The 24,718-nt window shown below is 63.4% G+C and carries 23 protein-coding genes; 6 read left to right on the top strand and 17 right to left on the bottom strand.

Annotated features, from left to right (window positions below; all coding sequences use genetic code 11):
• Positions 1 to 58: 58 nt before the first annotated feature.
• The 6 genes from IFU00_15500 to rpsP form a co-directional block, all read right to left on the bottom strand.
• Positions 59 to 1,018 carry a CobD/CbiB family protein gene (locus IFU00_15500; protein ID MBD8543689.1) on the bottom strand — a complete coding sequence of 320 codons (960 nt, stop codon included), beginning with the start codon at positions 1,016 to 1,018 and terminating at the stop codon, positions 59 to 61.
• A 91-nt stretch (positions 1,019 to 1,109) separates the two neighbouring features.
• On the bottom strand, positions 1,110 to 1,775 hold the full coding sequence (locus IFU00_15495; protein MBD8543688.1) for a CoA pyrophosphatase: 666 nt from the start codon (positions 1,773 to 1,775) through the stop codon (positions 1,110 to 1,112).
• Positions 1,776 to 1,866: 91 nt separating this feature from the next.
• Positions 1,867 to 2,259: a 50S ribosomal protein L19 gene (rplS, locus tag IFU00_15490; GenBank protein MBD8543687.1), complete on the bottom strand. Its 393-nt coding sequence runs from the start codon at positions 2,257 to 2,259 to the stop codon at positions 1,867 to 1,869.
• Positions 2,260 to 2,394: 135 nt separating this feature from the next.
• The gene (gene trmD, locus IFU00_15485) at positions 2,395 to 3,156 is read right to left on the bottom strand and encodes a tRNA (guanosine(37)-N1)-methyltransferase TrmD (protein MBD8543686.1); all 762 of its coding nucleotides are present in this window, start codon (positions 3,154 to 3,156) and stop codon (positions 2,395 to 2,397) included.
• A 26-nt stretch (positions 3,157 to 3,182) separates the two neighbouring features.
• A complete protein-coding gene (gene rimM / locus IFU00_15480) occupies positions 3,183 to 3,749 on the bottom strand; it encodes a ribosome maturation factor RimM (protein ID MBD8543685.1) in 567 nt (188 codons plus the stop codon).
• Positions 3,750 to 3,774: 25 nt separating this feature from the next.
• On the bottom strand, positions 3,775 to 4,023 hold the full coding sequence (rpsP, locus tag IFU00_15475; GenBank protein MBD8543684.1) for a 30S ribosomal protein S16: 249 nt from the start codon (positions 4,021 to 4,023) through the stop codon (positions 3,775 to 3,777).
• Positions 4,024 to 4,271: 248 nt separating this feature from the next.
• On the opposite strand from rpsP, the gene IFU00_15470 reads away from it, so the two are divergent.
• The gene (locus IFU00_15470) at positions 4,272 to 4,685 is read left to right on the top strand and encodes an NINE protein (GenBank protein MBD8543683.1); all 414 of its coding nucleotides are present in this window, start codon (positions 4,272 to 4,274) and stop codon (positions 4,683 to 4,685) included.
• Positions 4,686 to 4,866: 181 nt separating this feature from the next.
• On the opposite strand, the gene IFU00_15465 is transcribed toward IFU00_15470, so the two are convergent.
• The 5 genes from IFU00_15465 to IFU00_15445 all read right to left on the bottom strand — a co-directional run bounded on the left by IFU00_15465 (position 4,867) and on the right by IFU00_15445 (position 9,620).
• A complete protein-coding gene (locus tag IFU00_15465) occupies positions 4,867 to 6,657 on the bottom strand; it encodes an acyl-CoA dehydrogenase (protein ID MBD8543682.1) in 1,791 nt (596 codons plus the stop codon).
• 111 nt (positions 6,658 to 6,768) lie between these two features.
• A complete protein-coding gene (locus IFU00_15460) occupies positions 6,769 to 7,698 on the bottom strand; it encodes an electron transfer flavoprotein subunit alpha/FixB family protein (protein ID MBD8543681.1) in 930 nt (309 codons plus the stop codon).
• 34 nt (positions 7,699 to 7,732) lie between these two features.
• Positions 7,733 to 8,482: an electron transfer flavoprotein subunit beta/FixA family protein gene (locus IFU00_15455; GenBank protein ID MBD8543680.1), complete on the bottom strand. Its 750-nt coding sequence runs from the start codon at positions 8,480 to 8,482 to the stop codon at positions 7,733 to 7,735.
• Between the two features lie 221 nt (positions 8,483 to 8,703).
• Positions 8,704 to 8,931: a sulfurtransferase TusA family protein gene (locus IFU00_15450; protein MBD8543679.1), complete on the bottom strand. Its 228-nt coding sequence runs from the start codon at positions 8,929 to 8,931 to the stop codon at positions 8,704 to 8,706.
• Positions 8,932 to 9,293: 362 nt separating this feature from the next.
• Positions 9,294 to 9,620: an antibiotic biosynthesis monooxygenase gene (locus tag IFU00_15445; GenBank protein MBD8543678.1), complete on the bottom strand. Its 327-nt coding sequence runs from the start codon at positions 9,618 to 9,620 to the stop codon at positions 9,294 to 9,296.
• 151 nt (positions 9,621 to 9,771) lie between these two features.
• Here IFU00_15445 and IFU00_15440 point away from each other — a divergent pair, with 151 nt between their 5' ends.
• Both IFU00_15440 and IFU00_15435 read left to right on the top strand, forming a co-directional pair.
• Positions 9,772 to 10,671: a LysR family transcriptional regulator gene (locus IFU00_15440; GenBank protein ID MBD8543677.1), complete on the top strand. Its 900-nt coding sequence runs from the start codon at positions 9,772 to 9,774 to the stop codon at positions 10,669 to 10,671.
• Between the two features lie 65 nt (positions 10,672 to 10,736).
• A complete protein-coding gene (locus IFU00_15435; protein MBD8543676.1) occupies positions 10,737 to 11,051 on the top strand; it encodes a hypothetical protein in 315 nt (104 codons plus the stop codon).
• An 87-nt stretch (positions 11,052 to 11,138) separates the two neighbouring features.
• Here the strand turns inward: IFU00_15435 and alaS are convergent, their stop codons facing one another.
• From alaS to IFU00_15415, 4 genes are all read right to left on the bottom strand, one after another.
• Positions 11,139 to 13,748 carry an alanine--tRNA ligase gene (alaS, locus tag IFU00_15430; protein ID MBD8543675.1) on the bottom strand — a complete coding sequence of 870 codons (2,610 nt, stop codon included), beginning with the start codon at positions 13,746 to 13,748 and terminating at the stop codon, positions 11,139 to 11,141.
• A 72-nt stretch (positions 13,749 to 13,820) separates the two neighbouring features.
• The gene (locus tag IFU00_15425; GenBank protein MBD8543674.1) at positions 13,821 to 15,476 is read right to left on the bottom strand and encodes a flagellinolysin; all 1,656 of its coding nucleotides are present in this window, start codon (positions 15,474 to 15,476) and stop codon (positions 13,821 to 13,823) included.
• A gap of 94 nt (positions 15,477 to 15,570) precedes the next feature.
• Positions 15,571 to 16,323 (bottom strand): glycerophosphodiester phosphodiesterase, encoded by a 753-nt coding sequence (gene ugpQ, locus IFU00_15420; GenBank protein MBD8543673.1) that lies wholly within the window; start codon positions 16,321 to 16,323, stop codon positions 15,571 to 15,573.
• A 20-nt stretch (positions 16,324 to 16,343) separates the two neighbouring features.
• Positions 16,344 to 16,694 (bottom strand): DUF1294 domain-containing protein, encoded by a 351-nt coding sequence (locus IFU00_15415; protein ID MBD8543672.1) that lies wholly within the window; start codon positions 16,692 to 16,694, stop codon positions 16,344 to 16,346.
• A gap of 746 nt (positions 16,695 to 17,440) precedes the next feature.
• Between IFU00_15415 and IFU00_15410 the strand changes: the two genes are divergently transcribed.
• The gene (locus tag IFU00_15410; GenBank protein MBD8543671.1) at positions 17,441 to 17,863 is read left to right on the top strand and encodes a DUF3597 domain-containing protein; all 423 of its coding nucleotides are present in this window, start codon (positions 17,441 to 17,443) and stop codon (positions 17,861 to 17,863) included.
• 135 nt (positions 17,864 to 17,998) lie between these two features.
• On the opposite strand, the gene IFU00_15405 is transcribed toward IFU00_15410, so the two are convergent.
• Together IFU00_15405 and trpS are read right to left on the bottom strand one after the other, a co-directional pair.
• A complete protein-coding gene (locus IFU00_15405) occupies positions 17,999 to 19,048 on the bottom strand; it encodes a serine endopeptidase (GenBank protein MBD8543670.1) in 1,050 nt (349 codons plus the stop codon).
• Between the two features lie 116 nt (positions 19,049 to 19,164).
• Entirely contained in the window at positions 19,165 to 20,205 is a 1,041-nt protein-coding gene (gene trpS, locus IFU00_15400) for a tryptophan--tRNA ligase (GenBank protein ID MBD8543669.1), read from the bottom strand.
• A 334-nt stretch (positions 20,206 to 20,539) separates the two neighbouring features.
• Between trpS and IFU00_15395 the strand changes: the two genes are divergently transcribed.
• Together IFU00_15395 and IFU00_15390 are read left to right on the top strand one after the other, a co-directional pair.
• Positions 20,540 to 22,858 carry a sugar nucleotide-binding protein gene (locus IFU00_15395; GenBank protein ID MBD8543668.1) on the top strand — a complete coding sequence of 773 codons (2,319 nt, stop codon included), beginning with the start codon at positions 20,540 to 20,542 and terminating at the stop codon, positions 22,856 to 22,858.
• Positions 22,859 to 22,914: 56 nt separating this feature from the next.
• The gene (locus IFU00_15390) at positions 22,915 to 24,684 is read left to right on the top strand and encodes a cation:proton antiporter (GenBank protein MBD8543667.1); all 1,770 of its coding nucleotides are present in this window, start codon (positions 22,915 to 22,917) and stop codon (positions 24,682 to 24,684) included.
• Positions 24,685 to 24,718 lie beyond the last annotated feature (34 nt).

The raw sequence follows: 24,718 nt of genomic DNA, 5'->3' as shown, positions 1-24,718 counted from the left end.
TATTATATCTTATAGAAGACCTGAGGACGAGAAAGCGGGCGCTGCCCCCTCCCCTGCCCTAGCGCAGCCAGGCCACGCTCGAGGTCAGCAACAGCAGAATCATCCACAAAATCAGCGCACGCCACACGAGGCCAACGGTGCTTTGCAGCGCGCGGATCGTCGGTTCTTCGCCCGGCAGGATGTCCGTTTCGCTGTCGCTCAGGTCGACCATGGCGGCGTCCGCCGGCAACAATTGTGGGGCATTTTCGTTGGGCGTGCCAAGCCGCACACCCATCGCGCCGCCGCCGGCCGACAGGATGATGCCGCGCGCTTCGTCGACCCACCGGTTGGCGAAATTGCGCCACGCATACACGGCGTCTTCGAAATTGCCCACCACGGCGAATGCCACCGCCGTCAGGCGCACGGGCATCCAGTCGATCCAGTAGAACGCCTTGGCGGCAAACTCGCCGAACGCTTCGTTGCGCATGTGGTCGGGCTCGTTCCACGCACGCGACAGGTATTCCGAGACGCGGTACATCACGGCGCCGGCCGGGCCGAGCGGCATCAAAAACCAGAAGAACACGCCGAACACATTGCGGTGCGTCGTGATCAGCGCTTTCTCGACAGCGATGCGGGTGATTTCCGTGCTGTCCATGCCGACCGTGTCGAGCCGCGTCCATTCGGCCAGCAGCGCGCGCGCACGGGGCTCGTCGCCGGCGTTGAGCGCGAACTGGATCGAGGTAAAGAAATGGCTGTAGTGGCGAAACCCCATCGTCAGGTAAATGATCAGGACATTCCAGACGAAGGCCAGGAAGACCAGGTTGTAGTGCATGAACACCCAGTAGACGAGCCAGGTGGGCAGCATCAGCGCACCCATCATCAGCAACCATCCCATGCGGCCATTGGTCTGCTCGCCGGCGTTGAACCAGGTTTCGATGCGAATCGTCAGCGCCTTGATGGCGCCGTACACCTGGTTGTCCGCGCGCAGCGGTTTCAGTTGCTCGATGAGCAGCGCGCACAGGATGGAAAAGAATGTCATTCAGGAACCCTTTTTTGTTATGGCAACACGACTGCCCCGCTACGATAGCGGAGAAGCACGCCAGAATCAAATTTCGGGTAATAACATTCCCTTAAGCCCGCAAGAAGTGGAACAGGTTGCGCAGCATGGCGGCCGTTGCGCCCCAGACAAAATACTGCTCGTAGGGCATCGTGTAGAAGGCCCGGCTGCCGCCCTGCGGCAGGTCGATTTCGCGCCGCTGGTGATGCTGGCCGTCCATCAGCCAGGCCAGCGGCACCTCGAACGCTTCTGCTACTTCGCCCGGGTCCACCTGCAACGTGAACGGTGGCGCAACCAGAGCCACGACCGGCGTGACGCGGTACGCGCTGATAGTGGCGTAGTCGGGCAGCACGCCGATGATCTCGATGCGGTGGCGCGACAGGCCGATTTCTTCTTCGGTTTCGCGCAGCGCGGTTTCGATGGGCGACGAATCGTAATCTTCCGAGCGGCCACCGGGAAAGCTGACCTGGCCGGCGTGGCTCGTCAGGTGGTCGGTGCGGCGCGTGAGCAGGACCGTCACGCCCTCGGGCCGCTCGACCAGCGGGATCAGCACGGCAGCGCGGCGAAACGGTGCCGCCAGGCGGTCGTCGGTCTCGGTCGAAATTTCCGGGTCCCACGCCAGCGTTTGCGCAAAGCGTTGGCGCAGCGCTGTGGGATTTAGCCGCGCGGGCGCGACCGCGGCCTCGCCGGCCAGACTAATCACGGGCAACTGGGTGGGGTCGAACACGAGCTTGGCCAAAATAACGTTCTTTCAATAACGCTGCGGATAGTAAAAAAGGCATCCTTGCGGATGCCTTTTTATTAGCAAAGGTGCTTGCGCACGATGGCTATTACTCAGCTGCAGCTGCTGGCGCTGCTTTGACGCGACGCTGTGGCAGTTTTTCTTTGATACGCGCCGATTTGCCCGAACGCTCACGCAGGTAGTACAGCTTCGCACGACGCACATCGCCACGACGCTTGACTTCGATCGAAGCGATCAGCGGCGAGTAGAGTTGGAACGTACGCTCGACGCCTTCGCCGGACGAGATCTTGCGAACGATGAAGTTCGAGTTCAGGCCACGGTTACGACGGGAAATCACGACGCCTTCGTATGCCTGGGCGCGCTTGCGGGTGCCTTCGACGACGTTGACGCTGACGATAACGGTATCGCCAGGTGCGAAATCAGGGATCTTGCGGCCGAGGCGCGCAATTTCTTCTTGCTCGAGTTGTTGAATCAGATTCATTTTTATGACTCCATAAACCATCTTGCCGGCGCTACCTTCGCCCAGTAGAGGATGGGGTTGAACAACGGGCAACGTGCCCGCTTTTGCATGCGTCTTGCAACGCATATTCGTTACGCGTCTTGCGACGCCACATTCTTACTCGGCAGGTTTGACCAACCCTGCCAGAAACTGTTCGTCCTTCTTGGTCAGCTGGCCGGCGGCACGCGCCGCGTCCAGCAGATCCGGCCGCTTCGACGCAGTGGCTTCCAGCATGCGCTGGCGGCGCCACTTGACGATCTCGGCGTGGTTACCACCCATCAGGACAGGTGGCACCGGTATGTCTTCGTACACGTCAGGCCGCGTATAGTGCGGCGAGTCGAGCAGGCCGTTGACGAAACTGTCTTCGACGGCCGAGGCATCGTCGCCGAGCACGCCGGGAATCAGGCGTACCACGGCGTCCATCAGGGCCATTGCAGGCAATTCACCACCCGACAGCACGAAATCGCCGAGAGAAATTTCCTCATCGACGCAGCGGTCGAGCAGGCGCTGATCCACCGCTTCGTAGCGACCGCACAGGATGACGAGACCAGGCTCGTCCTTCAGTGCCATCGCGCGGGCATGGGTCAGTGGCTTGCCTTGCGGCGACATGAACACCACGCGCGGGCTGGGCAGACCGAGGTCTTGCTGGCGCGCCTTCGCGGCATCGATGGTCGCTTCGAGCGGCCGTGCCATCATCACCATGCCGGGACCACCGCCATACGGGCGGTCATCGACGGTGCGGTGACGGTCTTGCGTGAAATCGCGTGGATTCCAGAGATGCAAGCCCCAGCGTTGCTGCTCGAACGCACGGCGGGTCACCCCGGACTGCGTCAATGCGGCAAACATTTCCGGGAACAAGCTCACGACGTCAAATTGCATCGGATCTCAAGCCCACGTGGACGGGTTCAAAAATCGAGACCCCAGTCCAGAGTAATCAGTTTTTGGTCGAGGCTGACAGTCTTGACGAACTGGTCGACGAACGGCACGAGGCGCTCGGGGGCCTTTTCGTCTGACGACGGATCGGGCACCGGCACGATGCGCAAAATCGATTGCGCGCCATTGCTCATCATGTCGGCCACCTTGCCCAGGGCTTCGCCCTGCAGGTTGACCACGTCAAGCCCGATCAGATCGGACCAGTAATACTCATCTTCTTCGAGCGCGGGAAACGCGCTGCGTGCGATCTGTACCGTGGCGCCCTTGAGCGCTTCGGCAGCATCGCGGCCCTGCAGGCCGACCAGCGTGGCGACGACATCGCCGCCATGCAGTTTTGCACTGCGCACCGTAACGGCGTGCAGAGTCGGCTTGCTGACCCACCAGGTTTTCACGTTCAGCAGCGCATCGGCGTCAGCGGAGTGCGGCGTGACACGAATGCCACCGACGATGCCATAAGCACCGGACACGTACCCCACTTCGGCCAGATCGGCGGGAACCGAAGTTCCCGTACCTGCGTTGCTCGCTGCTGAATCGTTCAAACCTGCGTACCTTGCTTAATTAAAATTAAGCAGCTGGCTTTTGCTGGGCGACCAGGCGAGCGACGGTTGGCGACAGTTGTGCGCCAACGCCTTGCCAGTGCGACAGACGGTCAGCAGCGATACGCAGGCTGACTTCAGCGCCCGATGCCATCGGGTTGTAGAAACCGATACGCTCGATGAAACGACCATCGCGACGATTGCGCGAATCAGTTGCAACGATATTGAAGAACGGACGCTTTTTTGCGCCACCACGAGCCAAACGAATAACGACCATAATATTTCCGAAAAAGTTGTTCTGGACGGAGAAAGTCGACGATTATAGCGCGCGACACCGAACAGCAGCAAGCGTTAATGATACAGGGCGCGCAGTCCCAGGAGAATCAACCATTATCACCGATTTCGCGCCATACCGCTACCAGCCATCTGCCCGATTGGCCTGGAATACGCAGTCAGTCGCCCAAAGCGTGCCATTCGCGCCAATCTGGACGATACTTTGGCTTTCCTGAACGATTGACAACATCCATGGCTGCTGCGCACAAGAACAAGACTTTCGCCACCCTACTCGCCCTGCTGCTGGGTGGCTTCGGCATTCACCGCTTTTATCTCAAGCCTGGTGCGGACCGGATCGGCCTGCTGCACCTGTGCTGCCTGCCGGTCACGGGGATCCTGTACGGTGCGGTCAAGCCGCATCCGTTCTACATCGTGCTGCCGCTGCTGGTGTCGTACATCGTCGGCTTTGTCGAGGCGCTGGTGATCGGCCTGACGCCGGATGAGAAGTGGGATGCGCAATACAACGCGCATAGCGGGCGCCAGTCACGCTCGAACTGGGTGCTGGTGCTGCTGCTGGTGATTACGATGCTGGTGGCGACGACCGTGCTGATCGGGACGATCGCACGGTTGTCGGATGTGATGTACACGGGCGGCGCGTACGGGTGAAGAACGCGGGTTGCGTACGATCGTGGTGGGCAACGGTTTGTTGAACGCGTGGACGGCAGAGCCGTCCACCCTACATGCCCACGGTAGGGTGGACGGATTTTCCGTCCACGCGTTCAACGAGCCTTAAGACACCACGACGTGACCGGCACTGCCCAGGGCACGTGCCGGCCTGCATGCCTGCTTAGAACTGCTCGATCTCCAGCGCCAGCACGCCCGCCGCGCCATCGACGATCGACGTGCGCAGCCCCGGTGCCTGCGACAGGATGTGGTCGGCAAAGAAGCGCGCCGTGCCGATCTTGGCGCGGTAGAAAGCGGCATCGCCCTCGCCTGCATCAAGCCGCTTCTGCGCCGCCAGCGCTGCGCGCGCCATCTGCCAGCCGCCGAGCACAATGCCGGCCAGCTTCAGATAGGTGACGCTGCCGGCAAACACCGCCTTCACGTCCGTCCTGATATTGGCCACCACATACTCGACCACTTGCTCGAGCGCCGCGCTGCCCTCTTGCAGGCGCTGCGCAATGGCTGCGAAATCGGCGTTCTGCGCGTCGCCCAACTGGCGCTCGACATCGCGGATCTGCGCGATCAGCGCCCTGGCCACGGCGCCGCCATCGCGCACCGTCTTGCGGCCCACCAGGTCGTTGGCCTGGATCGCCGTCGTGCCTTCATAGATGGTCAGGATCTTCGCGTCGCGGTAGTGTTGCGCTGCGCCCGTTTCCTCAATGAAGCCCATGCCGCCATGCACCTGCACGCCATCGCGCGCGACCTGCTCGCTCATCTCGGTCGCCCAGCCCTTGATGACGGGGACCAGATATTCATAGATGGCCAGATTCGCCGTGCGCGTCGCTTGGTCCGGATGGTGATGGGCCAGGTCGGACAGCGCCGCGCCGACATACGCCAGCGCGCGCGCGGCTTCCGTCTGCGAACGCATCGACATCAGCATGCGGCGCACGTCCGGGTGGTGGATGATTGTCACCGGACCACTCGAGCCGGCCACGTCGCGCGACTGGACGCGGTCCTTGGCAAAGGCCACCGCGCCCTGGTACGCGTGCTCGGCCAGGCCAACGCCCTGGATGCCCACGCCGAAGCGCGCTGCATTCATCATGATGAACATGTATTCGAGGCCACGGTTTTCTTCGCCGACCAGCGTGCCGACGGCGCCGCCGTTGTCGCCGAACTGCAGCACGGCCGTCGGGCTCGCCTTGATGCCCAGCTTGTGTTCGATCGAGACGCAGGCAACGTCGTTGCGCGCGCCCAGCGAGCCATCGTCGTTGATCATGAACTTGGGCACGATAAACAGCGAGATCCCCTTCACGCCCGGCGGCGCGTCAGGCGTGCGCGCCAGCACCAAGTGCACGATGTTTTCGGTCATGTCGTGATCGCCATACGTGATGTAGATCTTGGTGCCGAACAGTTTATAGGTGCCGTCGCCCTGCGGCTCGGCGCGGGTGCGCACGGCGGCCAGGTCGGAGCCGGCCTGCGGCTCGGTCAGGTTCATGGTGCCGGTCCACCGGCCCGACACCAGCGGCTCGAGGAAGCGCGCCTTTTGCGCGTCCGAGCCGGCGGTGAGCAAGGCCTCGATGGCGCCGTCGGACAACAGCGCGACCAGCGCGAACGACAGGTTGGCGCCGTGCAGCATTTCCATGCACGGCGTGGCCACGAGCTTGGGCAAGCCCTGCCCGCCGAAATCCTGCGGGTGCTGCACGCCCTGCCAGCCAGCCTCGGCGTAGGCCTTGAACGCCTCGCGGAAACCTTTGGTCGTGGTGACGGCGCCGTCTTTCCAGTAGCTTGGGTCCTTGTCGCCCACGCGATTCAGCGGCGCGATCACGTCGCGGCAGAATTTCGCGTTTTCTTCCAGGACCGCTTCCACGGTGTCGGGCGTCGCATCTTCACAGCCGGGCAGCGCATTGATCTCGGCCAGATTGGCCAGTTCAGTCAGCACGAACTGCATGTCTTTCAGCGGGGCGTTGTAGCTCACCATTGTCTCCTGAATAAATTCTTATGCAAAAAAAAACGCCGTTCCTGCACGGGCGGGAACGGCGTCATTGGCGGCTGTCGGCGCGGCGTACAAGGACGCCGCGCCTGGCGATCAGCCCAGTTCCTTGACCAGTTCCGGCACGGCTTCGAACAGGTCGGCCACCAGGCCGTAGTCGGCCACCGAGAAGATCGGCGCTTCCGGGTCCTTGTTGATGGCGACGATGACTTTCGAGTCCTTCATGCCGGCCAGGTGCTGGATCGCGCCGGAAATACCGACGGCGATATACAGCGTTGGCGCGACGATCTTGCCCGTCTGGCCAACTTGCCAGTCGTTCGGCACGAAGCCGGCGTCGACGGCGGCGCGCGACGCACCCATCGCCGCGCCCAGCTTGTCGGCCAGCGGCTCGAGAATCTTGAAGTTGTCGGCCGAGCCGATGCCACGGCCACCCGAGACGATCACCTTGGCAGCGGTCAGTTCCGGACGATCCGACTTGGCCAGTTCACGGCCCACGAAGCTCGACGTGCCCGCGTCTGCGACGGCAGCGATGGCTTCGATGGCGGCCGAGCCGCCAGCGGCTGCGGAGTCGAACGCCGTGCCGCGCACGGTGATGACTTTCACGCTGTCGCCCGACTGCACGGTGGCAATCGCGTTACCGGCGTAGATCGGACGCTCGAACGTGTCGGGCGAATCGACCTTGGTGATCTCGGAGATCTGCGCGACATCGAGCTTGGCGGCCACGCGCGGCAGGATGTTCTTGCCGTAGGCGGTGGCAGGCGCGAGGATGTGCGAGTAGCTGCCGGCGATCGCCAGGATCTGCTCGGCCACGTTCTCGGCCAGGCCGTCGGCGAAGTGCGGCGCGTCAGCGACCAGCACTTTCGAAACGCCCGCGATCTGCGCGGCAGCTTCGGCAGCGGCGCCGCAACCCGAACCGGCGACCAGGATGTGCACATCGCCGCCGCACTGAACGGCTGCGGTAACGGTGTGGTGGGTAGCGCCCTTCAGGGAGCCGTTGTCGTGTTCAGCAATGACTAATGCGACCATGTTGATTCCTATCTTGTAAATGACGACAAACGGCTCAGATGACTTTGGCTTCAGTGCGCAGTTTCTGCACCAGCGTGCCCACGTCCGGGACCTTGACGCCCGCCGAGCGCTTGGCTGGCTCGACGACTTTCAGGGTCTTCAGGCGCGGCGCCACGTCCACGCCCAGGTCTTCCGGCTTGATCGTCTCGAGCGGCTTTTTCTTGGCCTTCATGATGTTCGGCAGCGTCACGTAACGCGGCTCGTTCAGGCGCAGGTCGGTGGTGATGACTGCAGGCAGCTTGAGCGCCACGGTTTCCAGGCCGCCGTCGACTTCGCGCGTCACGGTGACCTTGCCGTCCTCGAGCACCACTTTCGACGCGAACGTCGCTTGTGGCCAGCCCAGCAGTGCTGCGAGCATCTGGCCGGTCTGGTTCGAGTCGTCATCGATTGCCTGCTTGCCCAGGATGATCAGCTGTGGCTGCTCTTTGTCAGCCAGCGCCTTCATGATCTTGGCCACGCCCAGCGGCTCGGTGTCGCCTGCGGTCTCGACCAGGATGGCGCGGTCGGCGCCGATGGCCAGGCCGGTGCGCAGGGTTTCCTGGCACTGCGGCACGCCGATCGACACTGCCACCACTTCGGTAACCTTGCCGCCTTCTTTCAGGCGGGTCGCCTCTTCCAGCGCGATTTCGTCGAACGGGTTCATCGACATCTTGACGTTGGCGATATCCACACCGCTGTTGTCGGACTTGACGCGAACCTTGACGTTGTAGTCGACCACGCGTTTGACGGGTACCAGGACTTTCATAGGGTGCCTTTTAAAATGAGATGGAGACAGACTAAAGTGGCTCAGATTATATGAGAAATCGGGGCAACGGGCCAAATTAAAGCACGAGCGTGCGATTTTTTAGTAGAGGAAAACACCTAAAGTACTCGGTCTGTCATGAATTCGGGGAAAACAAACGGGGCTCAGACCCCGGCATGGCAAGTGTGTGCGCCGCGTCGACAGGCGCAACACGGCAGCCTGGACTACTTGCGGCGCATCAGAAACGTGAACTCGCCGTGTTCGAAGGTGTGGGCCAGCAGCGCATTGCCGGTCTGTTTGGCAAACGCCTGAAAGTCGCGCACGGAGCCGGTGTCGGTGGCCACGATACGCAACACCTGGCCACTCTCCATTTCGGCGAGCGCCTTCTTCGCTTTGAGGATGGGCAGTGGGCAATTGAGCCCCCGCGCATCCAGATCTCTCTGGAATTCCATGGTGTCGGTGTCAGTGTCGAAAATGATGTCGCTCATCGCATTCCTGATCAGTAAGGAGGGTGCTGGAACTCGAATACTACTCCAATTCCCACAGTATGACGCAGCGCACCAAAATAGTCATAGATTGTTGCGAGCCTGCAACCCAGTGTTAAAAGCTTGACGAGCTGCTACCGAGTCTGTACTGGATGCTCACGAAAAAGCACTATGGCGGTGCATGATGCAGACAAGATGCGACCCAAATCGGCGCGTGCAATAGACGGTCAGACAATCTCGCGCAATAAAACGGGTGCTGGTTCGATTGGAACGTTGATGGGCGGGTCAATCCATGTCCGACAACCGAATATGCGGCCGGATTGCGTCGATCAACCCAGCAAGGTGCGCCCTGCCGACGCCGACACGTAAATTTCACGGCGCACGATGCGCAGTGTAAATGCCTGCTCCAGCATCGCCAGAAAATCAGGACTGCCGAGGTGAACATCGAGCGCTTCTTGCGTGGCCCAGCCTTCGGCCAGGTGAAACACGTTGGCCTGCTTCAGGTCTTGCGAAGCGATGTAATACAGGCAGCCTGGCTTATTGACGGTCTGGTCAACCGACGCCGTCGCGATGCGTGCGAACGCCGCAGCGTCCAGCGGATCGATTTCATAGGTGCCGACCAGGCTGACGAAGCGTTCAGTGGAAGCAGTATTCATATGGGTTCCTGTCATGGTGAGATCCGGGGCACGAGCGTATGTGCATGGGGTCGATCCGTGCAGTCTGATTGCTGACTGCATGGATGAGAAGCCATGCTGCCGCCATATCATTTATGCTCTTGCTGCATAAAACCAATTCACGCGGGCAGGAATGGATAAATTGTTGTGGATGCGATGCTTCGTGCGCGCCGTCGAAACCGGTAGTTTTTCAGCCGTCGCGCGGGAGCTCGGGATCGGGCAACCGAACGTCAGCCGGCACGTGGCGGCACTGGAGAAGTCGCTGGGTACGCGGCTGTTGCATCGCTCAACGCGGCAGATGGTCGCCACGGCCGAGGGCCAGCGCTACTACGCGCAAGCGCGCCTGGCACTCGACATCATCGGAGAAGCCGAAGCAGAGGCGCACGGTGAACAAGATCCGCATGGACTGCTGCGCATTGCGTGTCCGGAGAGTATCGGCACGGAACTCTTGATACCCGCACTGCCGGATTTCCTGCAGCGCTATCCGCATGTCGATGTGGAATGTCGCCTGGGCGACGCGTACATCGACCTGGTGGCCGAAGGCATCGATATCGCTATCCGGGGTGGCAAGTTACGTGACAGCACCCTGCGTGCGCGGTGCGTCGGTCAATCTGCGCGCATCTGCGTGGCAAGCAGGACGTATCTGAAACAACGTGGTACACCGCTGGAACCCGGCGACCTGGCTGCGCACGACTGCCTTGTGTATACCTTGCTGGCGGCCGGCAATGACAGCTGGCCGTTCAGGGATGGCGATCGCAAGGTCAGCGGACGTGTGCGACTCAATAGTCTGGACGGCATCCGGCGCGCCGTCCTGAACGACCTGGGGATCGCTTACCTGCCGGCCTGGATGGTGACCAGGGAACTGCAGAGCGGCGAACTGGTAGCGGTGTTGACCGGGCATGGGGCGCCGCCTGTGCCCGTCAATGTGCTGTATTCCGCAGAACGGCGCCTGCCCCGGCGTGCAGCGGTCTTCATTGACTTTATTGCGCAGGTGCTTGCGAATGTTCCTGGACTCGTTCGAGACAGTCGATGACTTTTCCAGCCCGGCAACCTGCTAAGCTGCCGTCATCGTGTGTGCCAACCCGGGGATATCAGAACATGAAAATTATTGCCTTCTCGCTCCTCATCGCGATGCAGTTGCTTCCCGTCGCCTATTCCCAGGACAAGCTTCAAGACCAAGCCGGCCAGGGGAAGGCCGGACCGGATGCCGTGATCGACATTGAACGGACCACACCGGCGCCGATCGACTACGACTACGCATGGGACCAGTTTGCACACAGAAGCGCCGTGATGTGGGAATGCCGCGGCGTTCAGTCGGGCGAGTTCGTTGCGTCGGATTTTTGCGCGTTCAAGGAAAAAGTGGACAAGCAATGGCCGGACAAGAACATCCCCGGACATTGGAAGCGGCGTTAGCCTACGCAGTATTCATCGAACGCCACCAGCGGCGTGCCGAAATAAAAACGCCGCCCGAAGGCGGCGTTTTTCTTGCAGGCGGCGTGCTTACGCGCGCTCGCCCACCCAGCCCGCCACGCCGGCCAGCGCTGCCGGCAAGCCCGATGGGTCGGTACCGCCGGCTTGCGCCATGTCCGGACGCCCGCCACCCTTGCCGCCCACCTGCTGGGCCACAAAGTTGACCAGCTCGCCCGCCTTGACCTTGCCGGTGGCATCCTTGGTCACGCCTGCGATCAGGCTGACCTTGCCGTCGAGGACGCTTGCCAGCACGATGGCGGCCGTGCCCAGCTTGTCCTTGAGCTTGTCCATAGCTTCGCGCAGCGTCGCCACGTCGGCGCCTTCCATCGTCGCCGCCAGCACCTTGATGCCGTTGACATCGATGGCTTGTGCGATCAGCTCGTCGCCCTGCCCCGACGCCAGCTTCGACTTCAGTGCAGCGACTTCTTTTTCGAGCAGCTTCACCTGATCCTGCACCTGACCGATGCGGCTGGTCAGTTCCTCAGGATTGGTCTTCAGGGCGCCGGCCGCTTCGATCAGCTTGCGGTTGATCGATTGCACCAGAGCCAGTGCGCCTTCACCCGTGACGGCTTCGATGCGGCGGATGCCGGCAGCGACGCCGCCTTCGGACACGATCTTGAACAGGCCGATGTCGCCGGTACGGGTCACGTGGACGCCGCCGCACAGCTCTTTCGAGGTGCCGATATCGAGCACGCGCACGGTGTCGCCGTACTTCTCGCCGAACAGCGCCATGGCGCCGTGCTTGACCGCATCGTCAAACGACATATTGTGCGACTGCGTCGCGTGGTTTTCGAGAATCTCGCGGTTGACGATGGTCTCGACCTGCGTGATTTCGTCCAGCGTCAGCGCCTGCGGGTGGCTGAAGTCGAAGCGGGTCTTGTCAGGATCGACCAGCGAACCTTTTTGTGCCACGTGCGTGCCCAGCACTTCGCGCAGCGCCTTGTGCATCAGGTGCGTTGCCGAGTGGTTGCGAATGGTGCGTGCGCGCTTGGCCGTGTCGACCTGTGCGTCGACCGTTGCGCCGACCTTCAGCGTGCCTTCGCGCAGCACGCCGTGGTGACCGAAGACGTCGGCCTGGATCTTGAGCGTGTCTTCGACTTCGAAGCGGATGGCGCCGTCGCCAATCACACCCTGATCGCCCACCTGGCCGCCCGACTCGGCGTAGAACGGTGTCGTGTCGAGCACGACGATGCCCGCTTGGCCGGCGCTCAATTGCTCGACCTTGACGCCGTCGGCGTACAGCGCCAGCACGTGCGTGTTGTGGGCCAGCGAATCGTAGCCGACGAATTTCGTTTTTTCACCCGCGTACTCGACGTTTGCCGCCATCTTGAACTTGCCGGCGGCGCGCGCCGTTTTCTTTTGCTGTTCCATCGCGGCGGTAAAGCCCGCTTCGTCGAGCGTGATGCCACGTTCGCGGCAGATGTCGGCGGTGAGGTCCAGTGGGAAGCCGTAGGTGTCGTACAGCGTGAAGGCGGTGCCGCCATCGAGGTTCTTCGGATCCTTGGCCAGTTGGGCTTCGAGAATCTTCATGCCGTTTTCCAGCGTCTCGCCAAAGCGTTCTTCTTCGGCCTTGAGCACTTGCGCCACACGCTCTTTGGCCGTGCGCAGTTCGGGATAGGCTTCGCCCATCTCGATGTCGAGGTCAGCGACCAGCTTGTAGAAGAATGGCTTGGTCTGGCCCAGCTTGTGGCCATGACGCAGCGCGCGTCGCACGATGCGGCGCAGCACGTAGCCGTGGCCTTCGCTGCTCGGGATGATGCCGTCGACGATCATGAACGACGCAGCGCGGATGTGGTCGGCGATGACCTTCAGCGAATTGTTGTCGAGGTCGGGCGCGGCGGTTTCGCGGGCAGCGGCCTTGATCAGGTTCTGGAACAGGTCGATTTCGTAGTTGCTGTGCACGTTCTGCAGGACGGCAGCCAGGCGCTCCATGCCCATGCCGGTGTCGATCGACGGCTTCGGCAGCGGCGTGAGCGAGCCGGATTCGTCGCGGTAGAACTGCATGAACACGAGGTTCCAGATTTCGATAAAGCGGTCGCCGTCTTCTTCGGCCGAGCCCGGTGGGCCGCCCCAGATGTCGGCGCCGTGGTCGTAGAAGATCTCGGTGCACGGACCGCATGGACCCGTATCGGCCATCTGCCAGAAATTGTCGGATGCGTAGCGCGCGCCCTTGTTGTCGCCGATGCGGATGATGCGCTCTGTCGGCACGCCGATCTCGTTGGCCCAGATGTCGTACGCTTCGTCATCCTCGAAGTACACGGTGATGGTCAGCTTTTCGGCTGGCAGCAGGTAGACCTTGGTCAGGAGTTCCCAGGCCAGCTGGATCGCGTCGCGCTTAAAATAGTCGCCGAAGCTGAAGTTGCCCAGCATCTCGAAGAACGTGTGGTGACGCGCCGTGTAGCCGACGTTTTCCAGGTCGTTGTGCTTGCCGCCGGCGCGCACGCAGCGCTGCACGGACGTCGCGCGCGAGTACGGGCGCGAATCCAGGCCCAGGAAGACATCCTTGAACTGCACCATGCCGCTGTTGGTCAGCAGCATGGTCGGGTCGTTGCCCGGCACCAGCGGGCTGGAACGCACGATGGAATGGCCTTTGGATTCAAAGAACTTGAGGAACTTTTCGCGGATGTCGGAGGATTTCATGTCTGATCGTTGGGCGGAGTGAGGCAGCGTGCCTATAAAGGAACGATTATAGCCTAGCTCCCCGATCCATTCTCAGCGCAGCAGGCTCAGAACTGAGCGTGGTTGCCCGTTGGCCTGCGCCAGCATCGCCGACGCCGCCTGTTGCAGGATTTGCGTGCGGGTCAGCCGCGCCGTGTCGCTCGCGTAATCCGTGTCCTGGATGCGCGAGCGCGCCGCCTGCATGTTCTGCGAACTCGTCTCGAGGGCACCTGCGGCCAGATCCAGCCGGTTGCTCGAGGCGCCGGTGCGCACGCGCTGCTCATTGACGAACTCCAGCGCCCGGTCGATGGTCAGCAGCGCCACAGTGGAACGCGTCATGTCGAGATTGGCCAGGCCCAGGGCGCGCGCATTCATCGACGAGAATTGCAGGTCGATCAGGTCACCGACACTGTCGCCCGCCTGCACCTGCACACGCCGCACGCCGCTGGCGCCGCCTTCGTCCGGGTACACGACATTGAACCCGGCCAGGCCGTCTGCGGCATTGCTGGTCCCGCTGGCGGGCACGACGGCGCGGGCATCGCGCACGTTGCCGCCGTCGGCATCCAGGCCGCCGATGGCGCCCGTATCGGCATTGGTCAGGTTCATTTTTGTATTGATAAATTGCGCGCCGTTGGCGCCGAAGTCGGCCAGGAACGCGGCATTGCTGGTGTACACGCCTTTTGACACGGCATTGAGCGCCGCGTCGAGATCGGCCGACTGGTTGTTGTTCAGATATTGCATGATGCCCTTGATACCACCCTCCACGCCCAGGCCTTTCATGCGGTCGTGCAGGTAGCGGCTGGCGGCATACCCGCCTTCGTACGAAAAACCGCCGCCCGCGATGTTGGAGACCACGCCCGCGATGCTGCCGGCGCCGGCCAGCCGTTCGTCAGCGCCATTGATCAGTTCAGCCGTGCCTTCGACAAACCACTGGGGCAGCGCGCCCATGTTCATCGTGCGGCCCATGACGGCATGCACCATTTCATGGGCAACGATGCGGTCGCTGTAGAGCGGCGCGCTGCCACCGTCGGGCGTGACCGCGGTGCCGAAGTCGGCCATGTCGAGGTTCAGGTGCAGATTGTTCAGCTTACCGCCGGACGACGTGCCGGATACCGAGGCAAGCACGTTGTAGGCGCCATCTGTGGTGTCGAGATTGACGGTCAGTTTGGCGCCGTCGCCCATGAGTCCGTAATGCTGCTTGATCATGTCCTCAGCCGAGCTGAGCCAGCCTGACTGCAGGCCGTCGAGCACGGCGCGCCGCCGCTCGTCGCCACCGATACTGACGGTGTCCTGCGAAAACACCGCGTCCCCGTTGAAACTGGTGTCGGTGCCCACCTGCGTAATGTGTTGCAACAGTGCCTGCGTTTCTTTCTGCAGCGCGCCGCGATCCCCGTCCGTGTAGCTGCCGTTGCCGGCGGCCACTGCCATTTCGCGCAGGCGTTGCAGGGTCTCGGTCACGCTGGCCATGGCGCCATCGGCCACCTGCAGCATCGATGTCGCATCGCTCAGGCTGCGCATCGCCTGGCTGTTGCCGCGCAGGCTGGACGTCAGGCGCGAGGTGATCGCCTGGCCGGCCGCATCGTCGGATGCACGGTTGATGCGCATGCCGGAACTCAGGCGCTCGATGACCTTTGCTTGCTCGGTGTCATGCGTGCGCATGCTGCGCTGCGTACTGAGCGACAGGGTATTCGTCGAGATGGAAAGCGCCATGGTGGCAACACTGTCGGAATGATCGTCAGTTCTTAACGTCACCCCTCACCTGTTACTTTAGGTCACAATGTAAATATAGTACCAAGGTCTGACGTCAGGCGACATCGGGCGTGATCAGGTCGATGCGGTCGGTGCAGAAGGCGTCCACACCCCAGGCCAGCAGTTCGCGCGCCCGGCCGGCATCGTTGACGGTATAACAGAACAGGCCGTAGCCGGCGTCCTTGACGGCGCGTGCCTGCAGCTGGCTCAGGTGCAAGTGGTTGGTATGGATGGCGCGCGCGCCGAGCGCCTGCGCCCTGGCCTGCCAACCGGCGCCGAGTGCGCTGATGAGACAGGCGCGCGGCAGGGTCGGGGCCGCCGCCTGCGCCGCCGCCAGCGCGACGTCGCTGAATGACGACAACAGCGGCATCGCAGCTGTGTCGTCGGATGCGAGCGCGTCAGCGAACAGCGCGGCCGTCATCTGCGCCACGACGCGGCCCGTCTCGCGTTCGTAGCCGGGCGCCGGCTTGATCTCGATATTCATCCAGATGCCGTGGGCCATGCACAGGCGCGCGAAGGCGTCGAACAACGGCACCGGCTCGCCTGCGAACGCCGGGCCGAACCAGCTGCCAGCATCCATCGCGGCCAGGTCCAGTGCATCGTGCTCGAACACGCTGCCGCTGCCCCGGACCGTGCGGCCCAGGCCAGGGTCGTGCAGCACCACGGGGACACCGTCGCGCGCCAGCATGACGTCGAACTCGATCGCGCGAAAGCCCGCAGCGATGCCGCAGCGTAAGCCGGCCACCGTGTTTTCGGGCGCGAGCGTGCCGCCGCCACGGTGCGCGAGGATGCGGGGCCATGGCCACACGGGATCGTGCTGCATCATGATCATGCAAAGGCCGGTTGGCCGAAGCGGTAAGCGAGGAATGCGAAGACGCCCAGGTTCAGCGCCACCGTCGCCTGGAACTTCCACTGGAACGATTGCTTGCTGGTCTTGTGGCGCAGCCACTGTTGCGCCAGCACGGCACCGGGCCAGCCGCCGATCAGGCCCAGCAGCAGGAGCGTGGCTTCCGGCGTGCGCCAGGTGCTGGCGCGCGCCGCTGACTTGTCCATGGCGTAGGCCACAAAACAGGTCAGGCTGGTAACGAGGTAGGCGGCGCCAACCACTTGGGACATGTTCCAGGCCAGGCTGGCAAACAGGTACAGGAGGAGGAACACGGCGAGCGGGACATAGGGCATAGCGGCAGCTTACCGTTTGCGGTACTGGCGTGTCCACCTGGCAAATACATGCGGCGCTTCTCTTTCCCGCGCAACACCCACTTAACGTTCACAGAGCGCAGATCGTTGATGATCGATGCACCGTGGGTTCGTCATCGTACAGAGCGGTCGATATCAAAACGCCTACGCTGGTCATCCATCCCGGCATTCACCCAGCAGGAGAACACATGGCTTTTGATTTAGGTAATTTGTTGCAGCAATATCTTGGTGGCGCAGGCGCCGCCAGCACCAACGGCAATGCTGCCGCCGACTTCGACCAGGTAGCGCAGAACGCGCCCCGGGCCAGCGTCGCGCAAGGCATCGCGAGCGCACTGCGCTCCGACCAGACCCCACCGTTCCCGCAAATGGTCAGCCAGCTGTTTGGCCAGAGCGACCAGAACCAGCGTGCCGGCATGCTGACCAGCTTGCTGGGCGGCGCGGGCGGCGGCGTGCTGTCGTCGGTCGCCGGTGGCGCATTGAGCAAGATCTTTGGCAACAATGTGCCAACGCAGGTCACACCTGAACAGGCAGCGCAGGTTTCGCCTGAGCAGGTACAGGAACTGGCTGAAAAAGCACAACAGCAGAATCCCGGCATCGTCGATCGCATGAGCGACTTCTACGCCGAGCATCCAACGCTGATCAAGGCTGCCGGGGGCGCCGCCCTGGCCGTTGCACTGGGCTACATGGCAAACAATATCCGTAAACAATCACCAGAAAAGGAGGGTCCCGTGGGTATCCTGAGCAACATCTTCCATAAAATTTTCCCAGGCAAAAAAGACGCAGCACCGGCGGCAACGCCAACGGCTGCACCTGCTGCCCCGACCGCAGCACCGGCAGCACCAACGGCCGCCGCACCAGCCGCAGCGCCAGCACCAGCAGCGGCGCCAGCCCAGCCGGTCGACGTCGAGCAAGTTCTTAACGGCATGCTCGCCTCGTCGGGCCAGCAACTGAACTGGCGTTCGTCGATCGTCGACCTGCTCAAGCTGCTGGGTCTGGACAGCAGCCTGCAGTCGCGCAAGGAACTCGCCGCTGAGCTGAACTACACGGGCGACATGAACGATTCGGCCAAGATGAACATCTGGCTGCACCGCCAGGTCATGAACAAGCTGGCGGCCAATGGCGGCAAGGTGCCAGCTGACCTGCGTGACTGATATCGGGTAGTGCGTACTTCACATCGTCCTTGGTATGCGAACGTGTGTTGAACGCGTGGGCGGAAACCCGCCCACCCTACGTAGCGCGCACTTCATGAAACCGCAACCGGCCCCGCCGGCTGCGGTTTTTTTCATTCAGTCGGCCAGTGTCGTGTTGGCCGCCGCGCCGCACGCAAAGCAGAACCGTGCAAACGCACTCTTGCGCGTCGTGCAGGCAGTACAGCGGTTGAACAGGCCGATGCCGCAGTGTGGGCAGAAATCGTTCTTGCCATCCTTCAGGTCGACCGCACGCTCGCACCCGGGACACAGGCTTTTCGCCAGCCGGGTCTGGGCCACGTCATAGCGCATCCCCTGGCGCCGCTCGGCATCGGGCAAGGCTTCAGCCAGCTTCTGGCGTGCCAGATATCCCTGCAACCACCGGATCGCATAACGCCCCGCAACGACCGTCAGGATGATGCCGACGATGTAGCGCACGTACCCGCCATAGCTCGGCAGATACGGCACCAGCTCGAAAAAGAACGTGAACAACGCAAACAGAATGAAGCCCCAGGCGAACGGCCAGTCGGGCGTCTTGCGCTTGTGCTTGAACAGCCAGCCGGCCACCAGCAGGAGTGGCAGGGTCAGCGCGAGCCGATAGCCAAACACGCGAAGATCGCGCGCAGCCTGCGCTTCCGACAACGCCATCTCGGCAGGCTCTTCCAACCCACGCCAACGGCTGCCGGCACGCTCCCCGGCCTGGGTCGCGTCCAGCAGCGTCTGCTGTTCGGTCTCCACTGCTGCAAGGGCCGTGCGCTCGGCGCTTGCCAGCGCATCGAGTGCTTCGGTGCGCTTGATTAATTCCGGGTCCTGCTCGGGCCGCGCCGTTACCTGCCGCGTCGCCAGCCAGTTGCCGAACGTCTCGCGTGCCGAAGCAGTATTCGCGCTGGCCACCGTGTGTTTCTGGGTCGCCTGCTCCAGGCGCGTCTGGGCCTGTTCCTGCGCTTTGTGCGCTGCTTCGCGCTCGGCCTGCACACTGGCCAATTGGGCCGGGTCCATGAATTGCTCGAGCGTCAGTGGCTCTTCAACATCGCGCACGTTCTGCACGATCAGGCTGCCAAGCCCGATCAAAAAGCCGGCAAACACGAACGCAACGAGCCACAGGGCGCGCTGCATCCATTTTTCAGTCAGGCGCAAGCCTTTGCTCATGATCAACTCCAGGGTGATGGACAAGCAGGCAGCTTGCCATCCCCGAACGCTCTACGCTACCGATAGTCAACACGGCCTTGCGCTGCGCTACTGCCAGCATCGCCGTGCGATACCAATCAGAAGTACGACAGCCCCAGCGCCTTCTTGACTTCGTCGGTCGTCGCCGCCGCCACTTCACGCGCCTTCATCGTGCCTTCCTTCAGCATCTGCATGACGTACGCCGGGTCTTTCGCGAACTCTTCACGGCGCGTGCGGATCGGCGCCAGCATCTCTTGCAGGATGCCTTCGAGGCGCTTCTTGACGATGCTGTCGCCCAGGCCGCCGCGCTGGTAATGCGCCTTCATCTCGGCCAGGCCATCCTTGTCGGTATCGAATGCGTCAAGATACGTGAAGGCGACGTTGCCTTCGATGTGGCCCGGATCGGAGACCTTCAGGTGCAGCGGGTCGGTGTAGACGTTCCGGACGGCGGCGCGGATCTCGTCAGGGCTGGCGCCCAGGTTGATCGTGTTGCCCAGCGACTTGCTCATCTTGGCCTTGCCGTCGATGCCCGGCAGGCGCCCCACTTCGGGCACAAAGGCCTTGGCTTCCACCAGGATGTCGCGCCCGACGATGCGGTTGAACTTGCGCACGATCTCGTTGCACTGCTCGATCATCGGGATCTGGTCTTCGCCCACCGGTACCATGTTCGCCTTGAACGCGGTGATGTCGGCGGCCTGGCTGGCCGGGTAGGTCAGAAAGCCTGCCGGGATGTCGCGCTCGAAGCCGCGCAGGACGATTTCGGCCTTGACGGTCGGGTTGCGCTCGAGGCGCGCGACGGTCACGAGGTTCAGGTAATAGAACGTCAGCTCGGTCAGCTCGGGGATTTGCGACTGGATGAACACGGTCGTCTTGGCCGGATCGATCCCGACAGCAAGGTAATCGAGCGCCACTTCGACCACATTCCGGTGTACCTTACCCAAGTCATCCATATTGTCGGTCATGGCCTGCGAGTCGGCGAGCATGACGTACTGACGGTATTGATGCTGATACGCCACGCGATCGCGCAGGCTGCCGACGAAGTGGCCCAGGTGCAGCGGGCCCGTCGGCCGGTCACCGGTGAGGATGATCGAGTTGGCAGGTGGGGTTGCTGCGGCGGTCGTTGCAGCAGTCGTTGCAATATCGGTAGAAGTCGTAGTTGAAGTAGGCAGTGTCATCGAGGTTCCTGGTTCTATGCCCCGATCGCTGCGTATCAACAATGAACGCCGCCTGAATCGAGGCGGCTATGAAATGCACATCATTTCCCGTGGCCGCGCGCTGTCAGCGGCGCCACCAGGAAAGAAGAATAGGATGTGCTTTCGGAAAGATCATGGACCGCATGGTTGCAGGTTGCCGCCGCGCTGTCAACCGCCACCCGGTCCATGACTCGGCAGCAGGGCTCTCCCAACACAGCATAGATCAGTCAGAGCACTTCATGCCGACCAGCTAGTTGTAATAATATTAAGGAACAAAGCCATGAACAAGAGCACGAACAGCCAGAACCACCAGGACCACCCCCTCGAACTGTGGGGCGGCCTCGAATGCACCGTCAACCGCGTGCAGGACGCGTATTTCAGCCAGCTCGACCGCAACGGCCACACTGACCGGCCTTGCGACATCGAGCGTTTCGCCGGCCTCGGCATCCGCGCCATCCGCTATCCGATCCTGTGGGAACGCACGGCCCCGGATGGCCTCGAGCACGCCAACTGGCACTGGCCCGACGAACGCCTGAACGCCCTGCGCGCCGCCGGCGTCACGCCGATCGCCGGCTTGGTCCATCACGGCAGCGGTCCACGCCATACGAGCCTGGTCGACCCCGGCTTTGCGCAGGCCCTGGCCGACTACGCCGGCGCCGTCGCCGCGCGCTATCCCTGGCTCGAGTACTACACCCCCGTCAACGAGATCTGCACGACGGCGCGCTTTGCCGGCCTGTACGGCGTCTGGTATCCGCACGGGCGCGACGACCGCACCTTCATCCAGGCGCTGCTCAACCAGTGCCGCGCCACCGTGCTGTCGATGCGCGCGATCCGCGCGGTCAATCCGGATGCCAAGCTGATCCAGACCGACGATCTCGGCAAGACCTACAGCACGCCCGAACTGAGCGACGTCGCCGAGTTCTACAACGAGCGCCGCTGGCTCGGCTGGGACCTGCTGTGCGGGATGGTCGTGCCCGACCACCCGTTGTGGAACTACCTGCTGCGCAATGGCGCCGATGCCGCCGAACTCCTCTGGTTCCGTGACAACCCGTGCCCGCCCGACATCATCGGCTGCAATTACTACGTCACGAGCGAGCGCTGGCTCGACCATCGCCCGGAGCGCTATCCGGCGCACCACCGCGGCATGGCCGACGACCTCCCTTGCGCCGACGTTGAGGCGTCGCGCGTGCTGGCCACGCCCACGCCCGGCATCGCCCCGCTGCTGCAGGAAATCTGGGACCGCTACGGCATCCCGCTGGCCATCACCGAAGCGCACATCGACGCCAACCGCGAAGACCAGATGCGCTGGCTGCTTGAAATCTGGGAAGCAGCGCAGCAGTCGCGCGCCAACGGCGTCGACGTGCGCGCCGTCACCGTCTGGGCGCTGCTCGGGTCATTCGACTGGAACTGCCTCGTCACTGCCGAACATGGCTATTACGAGCCGGGCCCGCTCGACGTGCGCTCGCCGCTGCCCCGCCGCACTGCGCTGGCCACGATGATGAATGAACTGGCTTCCGGCGAGCCGCTGTCGCATCCGGTGCTGCGCGCGCAAGGCTGGTGGCGCCGCCCGGGCCGCTTCGTCTGCCAGCCGGTCGCGACGCCCGACTCGGTCACGTCCACCGCCGCCGACGGGCAGCGCGTGGTCGACACGAGCGCCCCGCCGATCCTGATCCTGGGCGCTACCGGCACGCTGGGCCGCGCATTTGCCCGTATCTGCGAAAAACGCAACCTGGCGCACCGCCTGCTGTCGCGCCAGGACATGGATATCGCCGATCAGGAATCGGTCGAGCGTGCACTGGCCCGCTACAAGCCGTGGGCCGTGATCAATACCTGCGGCTACGTGCGCGTGGACGACGCAGAGAACGAACTCGAACGCTGCATGCGCGAAAACACCGTGGGCGCGGCAACGCTGGCCGCCGCCTGCGCGCAGCATGGCATCCACCTGACCACGTTCTCGAGCGACCTCGTGTTCGATGGCAGCAACGAGCGGCCCTATGTCGAATCCGATCCGGTGGCGCCGCTGGGCGTGTACGGCCGCAGCAAGGCCGAGGCCGAGCGCGTCGTCCTGCTGAATCATCCGGGCGCGCTGGTCGTACGCACCAGCGCCTTCTTCGGGCCGTGGGACGAGCACAACTTCGTCACCCAGGCCCTCGCTGCGCTGGAGCGGGGCGACCCGTTCGTCGCAGCCGGTGACCTGACCGTGTCGCCGACCTTCGTGCCCGACCTGGTGCATGCGTGCCTCGACCTCGCGGTCGATGGCGAAGCGGGCATCTGGCACCTGGCCAACCAGGGCGAGCTGACCTGGGCCGGGCTGGCGCGCCGCGCGGCCGAACTGGCCGGCATCGATGCCAGCAGTCTGGAATCAAAAGCGGCCGAGGAATTCGGCTTCACGGCGCCGCGGCCACGCTACTGCGCGCTCGCCAGCGAACGGGGCGCGCTGCTGCCGACACTCGACGATGCGCTGCGCCGCTACATCGACCTGCGCAATGCCGATCGTGACGAAAGGCGCGAGCTCGAGGCGCAGGCCGAACGACGCCAGGACGTCGCAGGCGGCGAGCGCCAGGCCGAACTGGATGAGGCCATCCACTCGGGGACCTGACCCGTCGGTGTGGTAGGGTTGGCAATTGCGCCAACCCTCCATGAACAGGTACTTCCGTGAACGACCACCACGCTTTTCCCTTTCTGCGTGAAATCCTGCTGTTCCTGATCCTGGCCGGCATCCTCATCCCCACCCTGCAGCGCCTGCGCATCAACCAGGTGCTCGGCTTTCTCGCCGTCGGCGCCCTGCTCGGCCCCTTCGGCCTGGGCGCGCTGGCCCTGCACACGCCGTGGCTGTCGTTCCTCACATTCCCCGCCGGCCCCGGCATCTCGATGCTCGCTGAAATCGGCGTGCTGTTCCTGATGTTCATGATTGGACTGGAACTGTCAGCCGCGCGCCTGTGGTCGATGCGGCGCTGGGTGTTCGGTGCCGGCACCGCGCAGGTCGCGGCCAGCGCCACGCTGATCGGCGCCGCGTTGTACCTGTATGGCTTGCCGGGCCAGACCGCGGTGATCCTCGGCCTCGTGCTCTCGCTCTCGTCCACCGCCGTCGTCATGCAGCTGATGAACCAGCAGCACAGCACCGGCACGCGCCTGGGCCAGGCCGCGTTTGCCGTATTGATGCTGCAGGATCTGGCCGTGGTGCCGATCCTGATCCTGATCGGCGCATTGGCCAAGGGCGCCGGCGACGGCAACGGCGCGCTGCTGCTGGCCGCGATCACGCTGGCCAAGGCCGCCGGCGCGATTGCCCTCATCTACCTCGTGGGCGGGCGCGTCGTGCATCCGCTGTTTCGCGCCTTTGCCCGCCAGCGCCAGCCCGACGTGTTCATGGCGCTGGTCCTGCTCGCGACCTTCGGCATCGCGGCGCTGTCGGCCGCCGCCGGCCTGTCGATGGCGCTGGGCGCCTTGATTGCCGGCCTGCTGCTGGCCGAGACCGAATTCAAGCACGAGGTCGAGCTGATGGTCGAGCCGTTCAAGGGGCTGCTCATGGGGCTGTTCTTCATGACGGTCGGGATGACCATCGACACCGGCCAGATCCTCGACGCACCGCTGTGGCTGGCAAGCTTCGTCCTTGGGCTGGTGCTGATCAAGGGCGTTGTCGTGGCCCTGCTGTTCCGGATTGGCGGCCTGCCGTGGGGCCGCGCCGTCGAAGGTGGCCTGCTGCTGGGCCAGGGCGGCGAGTTCGCCTTTATCGTCATCGGCTATGCGGCCACCAGCGGCGTGCTCGACCCGGCGCTGGGCGCGCGCGTGATGCTGGCGGTCGGCCTGTCGCTGTTCATCACACCGCTGCTGGCGCGCCTGGGCCGGGCCATCGGCGACCAGCTGGAAACGCGCGGGGACCAGCTGGCCGCGCAGCACGATCACGAAGCGTTGAGCGTTGCGCGCGGCCAGGTCATCATTGCCGGCTTCGGCCGCGTCGGCCAGCAACTGGGCAAGCTGCTCACTGCGCAAAAGATTCCATTCGTGGCATTCGAAACCGATGCGCGGCTGGTGGCGCAACTGCGCGCCGATGGCTGGCCGGTCTGGTTCGGCAACGCGGCGCGCCCCGAGCTGCTGCGCCGCGTGCATGCCGACGAGGCGCCCGCGATCGTGCTGACGATGGACCAGCCGCTCGCGGCGCTGCAGGCCGTGCACGGCATCCGGCGCGAATTCCCGCACGTGGCCTTGTTTGCCCGCTCGCGCGACGAGAAGCACGCGCGCGACCTGCGCCTGGCCGGCGCCTCGGTCGTGGTGCCGGAAACGCTGGAAGCGAGCCTGCAATTGTCCAGCTTCGTGCTCGGGGCAATGGGGCTCGAAGAACGCACGATCGACGCCATCGTCGACCGTGAACGCGCACTGTCCGCGGCTGCCCAGCTGGCGCCGCAGCCCACGGCCGGCCCGTTATAATCGGCGCTTCATGATTGCCTACCCTGCCTCCACC

The organism is Oxalobacteraceae sp. CFBP 8761, assembly GCA_014841595.1.
In the GTDB taxonomy this organism is placed as follows: Bacteria; Pseudomonadota; Gammaproteobacteria; order Burkholderiales; family Burkholderiaceae_D; genus Telluria.
This window is presented reverse-complemented; position numbering and strand designations above follow the sequence as displayed.

Coding starts and splice junctions, on each gene's coding strand:
- IFU00_15455 (MBD8543680.1), bottom strand. CDS start 8,482: ATGAAAGTCCTGGTACCCGTCAAACGCGTGGTCGACTACAACGTCAAG.
- IFU00_15405 (MBD8543670.1), bottom strand. CDS start 19,048: ATGAGCAAAGGCTTGCGCCTGACTGAAAAATGGATGCAGCGCGCCCTG.
- alaS (MBD8543675.1), bottom strand. CDS start 13,748: ATGAAATCCTCCGACATCCGCGAAAAGTTCCTCAAGTTCTTTGAATCC.
- IFU00_15445 (MBD8543678.1), bottom strand. CDS start 9,620: ATGAATACTGCTTCCACTGAACGCTTCGTCAGCCTGGTCGGCACCTAT.
- IFU00_15500 (MBD8543689.1), bottom strand. CDS start 1,018: ATGACATTCTTTTCCATCCTGTGCGCGCTGCTCATCGAGCAACTGAAA.
- trmD (MBD8543686.1), bottom strand. CDS start 3,156: ATGCAATTTGACGTCGTGAGCTTGTTCCCGGAAATGTTTGCCGCATTG.
- IFU00_15450 (MBD8543679.1), bottom strand. CDS start 8,931: ATGGAATTCCAGAGAGATCTGGATGCGCGGGGGCTCAATTGCCCACTG.
- IFU00_15435 (MBD8543676.1), top strand. CDS start 10,737: ATGAAAATTATTGCCTTCTCGCTCCTCATCGCGATGCAGTTGCTTCCC.
- IFU00_15440 (MBD8543677.1), top strand. CDS start 9,772: ATGGATAAATTGTTGTGGATGCGATGCTTCGTGCGCGCCGTCGAAACC.
- rplS (MBD8543687.1), bottom strand. CDS start 2,259: ATGAATCTGATTCAACAACTCGAGCAAGAAGAAATTGCGCGCCTCGGC.
- rpsP (MBD8543684.1), bottom strand. CDS start 4,023: ATGGTCGTTATTCGTTTGGCTCGTGGTGGCGCAAAAAAGCGTCCGTTC.
- IFU00_15460 (MBD8543681.1), bottom strand. CDS start 7,698: ATGGTCGCATTAGTCATTGCTGAACACGACAACGGCTCCCTGAAGGGC.
- IFU00_15470 (MBD8543683.1), top strand. CDS start 4,272: ATGGCTGCTGCGCACAAGAACAAGACTTTCGCCACCCTACTCGCCCTG.
- IFU00_15395 (MBD8543668.1), top strand. CDS start 20,540: ATGAACAAGAGCACGAACAGCCAGAACCACCAGGACCACCCCCTCGAA.
- IFU00_15425 (MBD8543674.1), bottom strand. CDS start 15,476: ATGGCGCTTTCCATCTCGACGAATACCCTGTCGCTCAGTACGCAGCGC.
- IFU00_15415 (MBD8543672.1), bottom strand. CDS start 16,694: ATGCCCTATGTCCCGCTCGCCGTGTTCCTCCTCCTGTACCTGTTTGCC.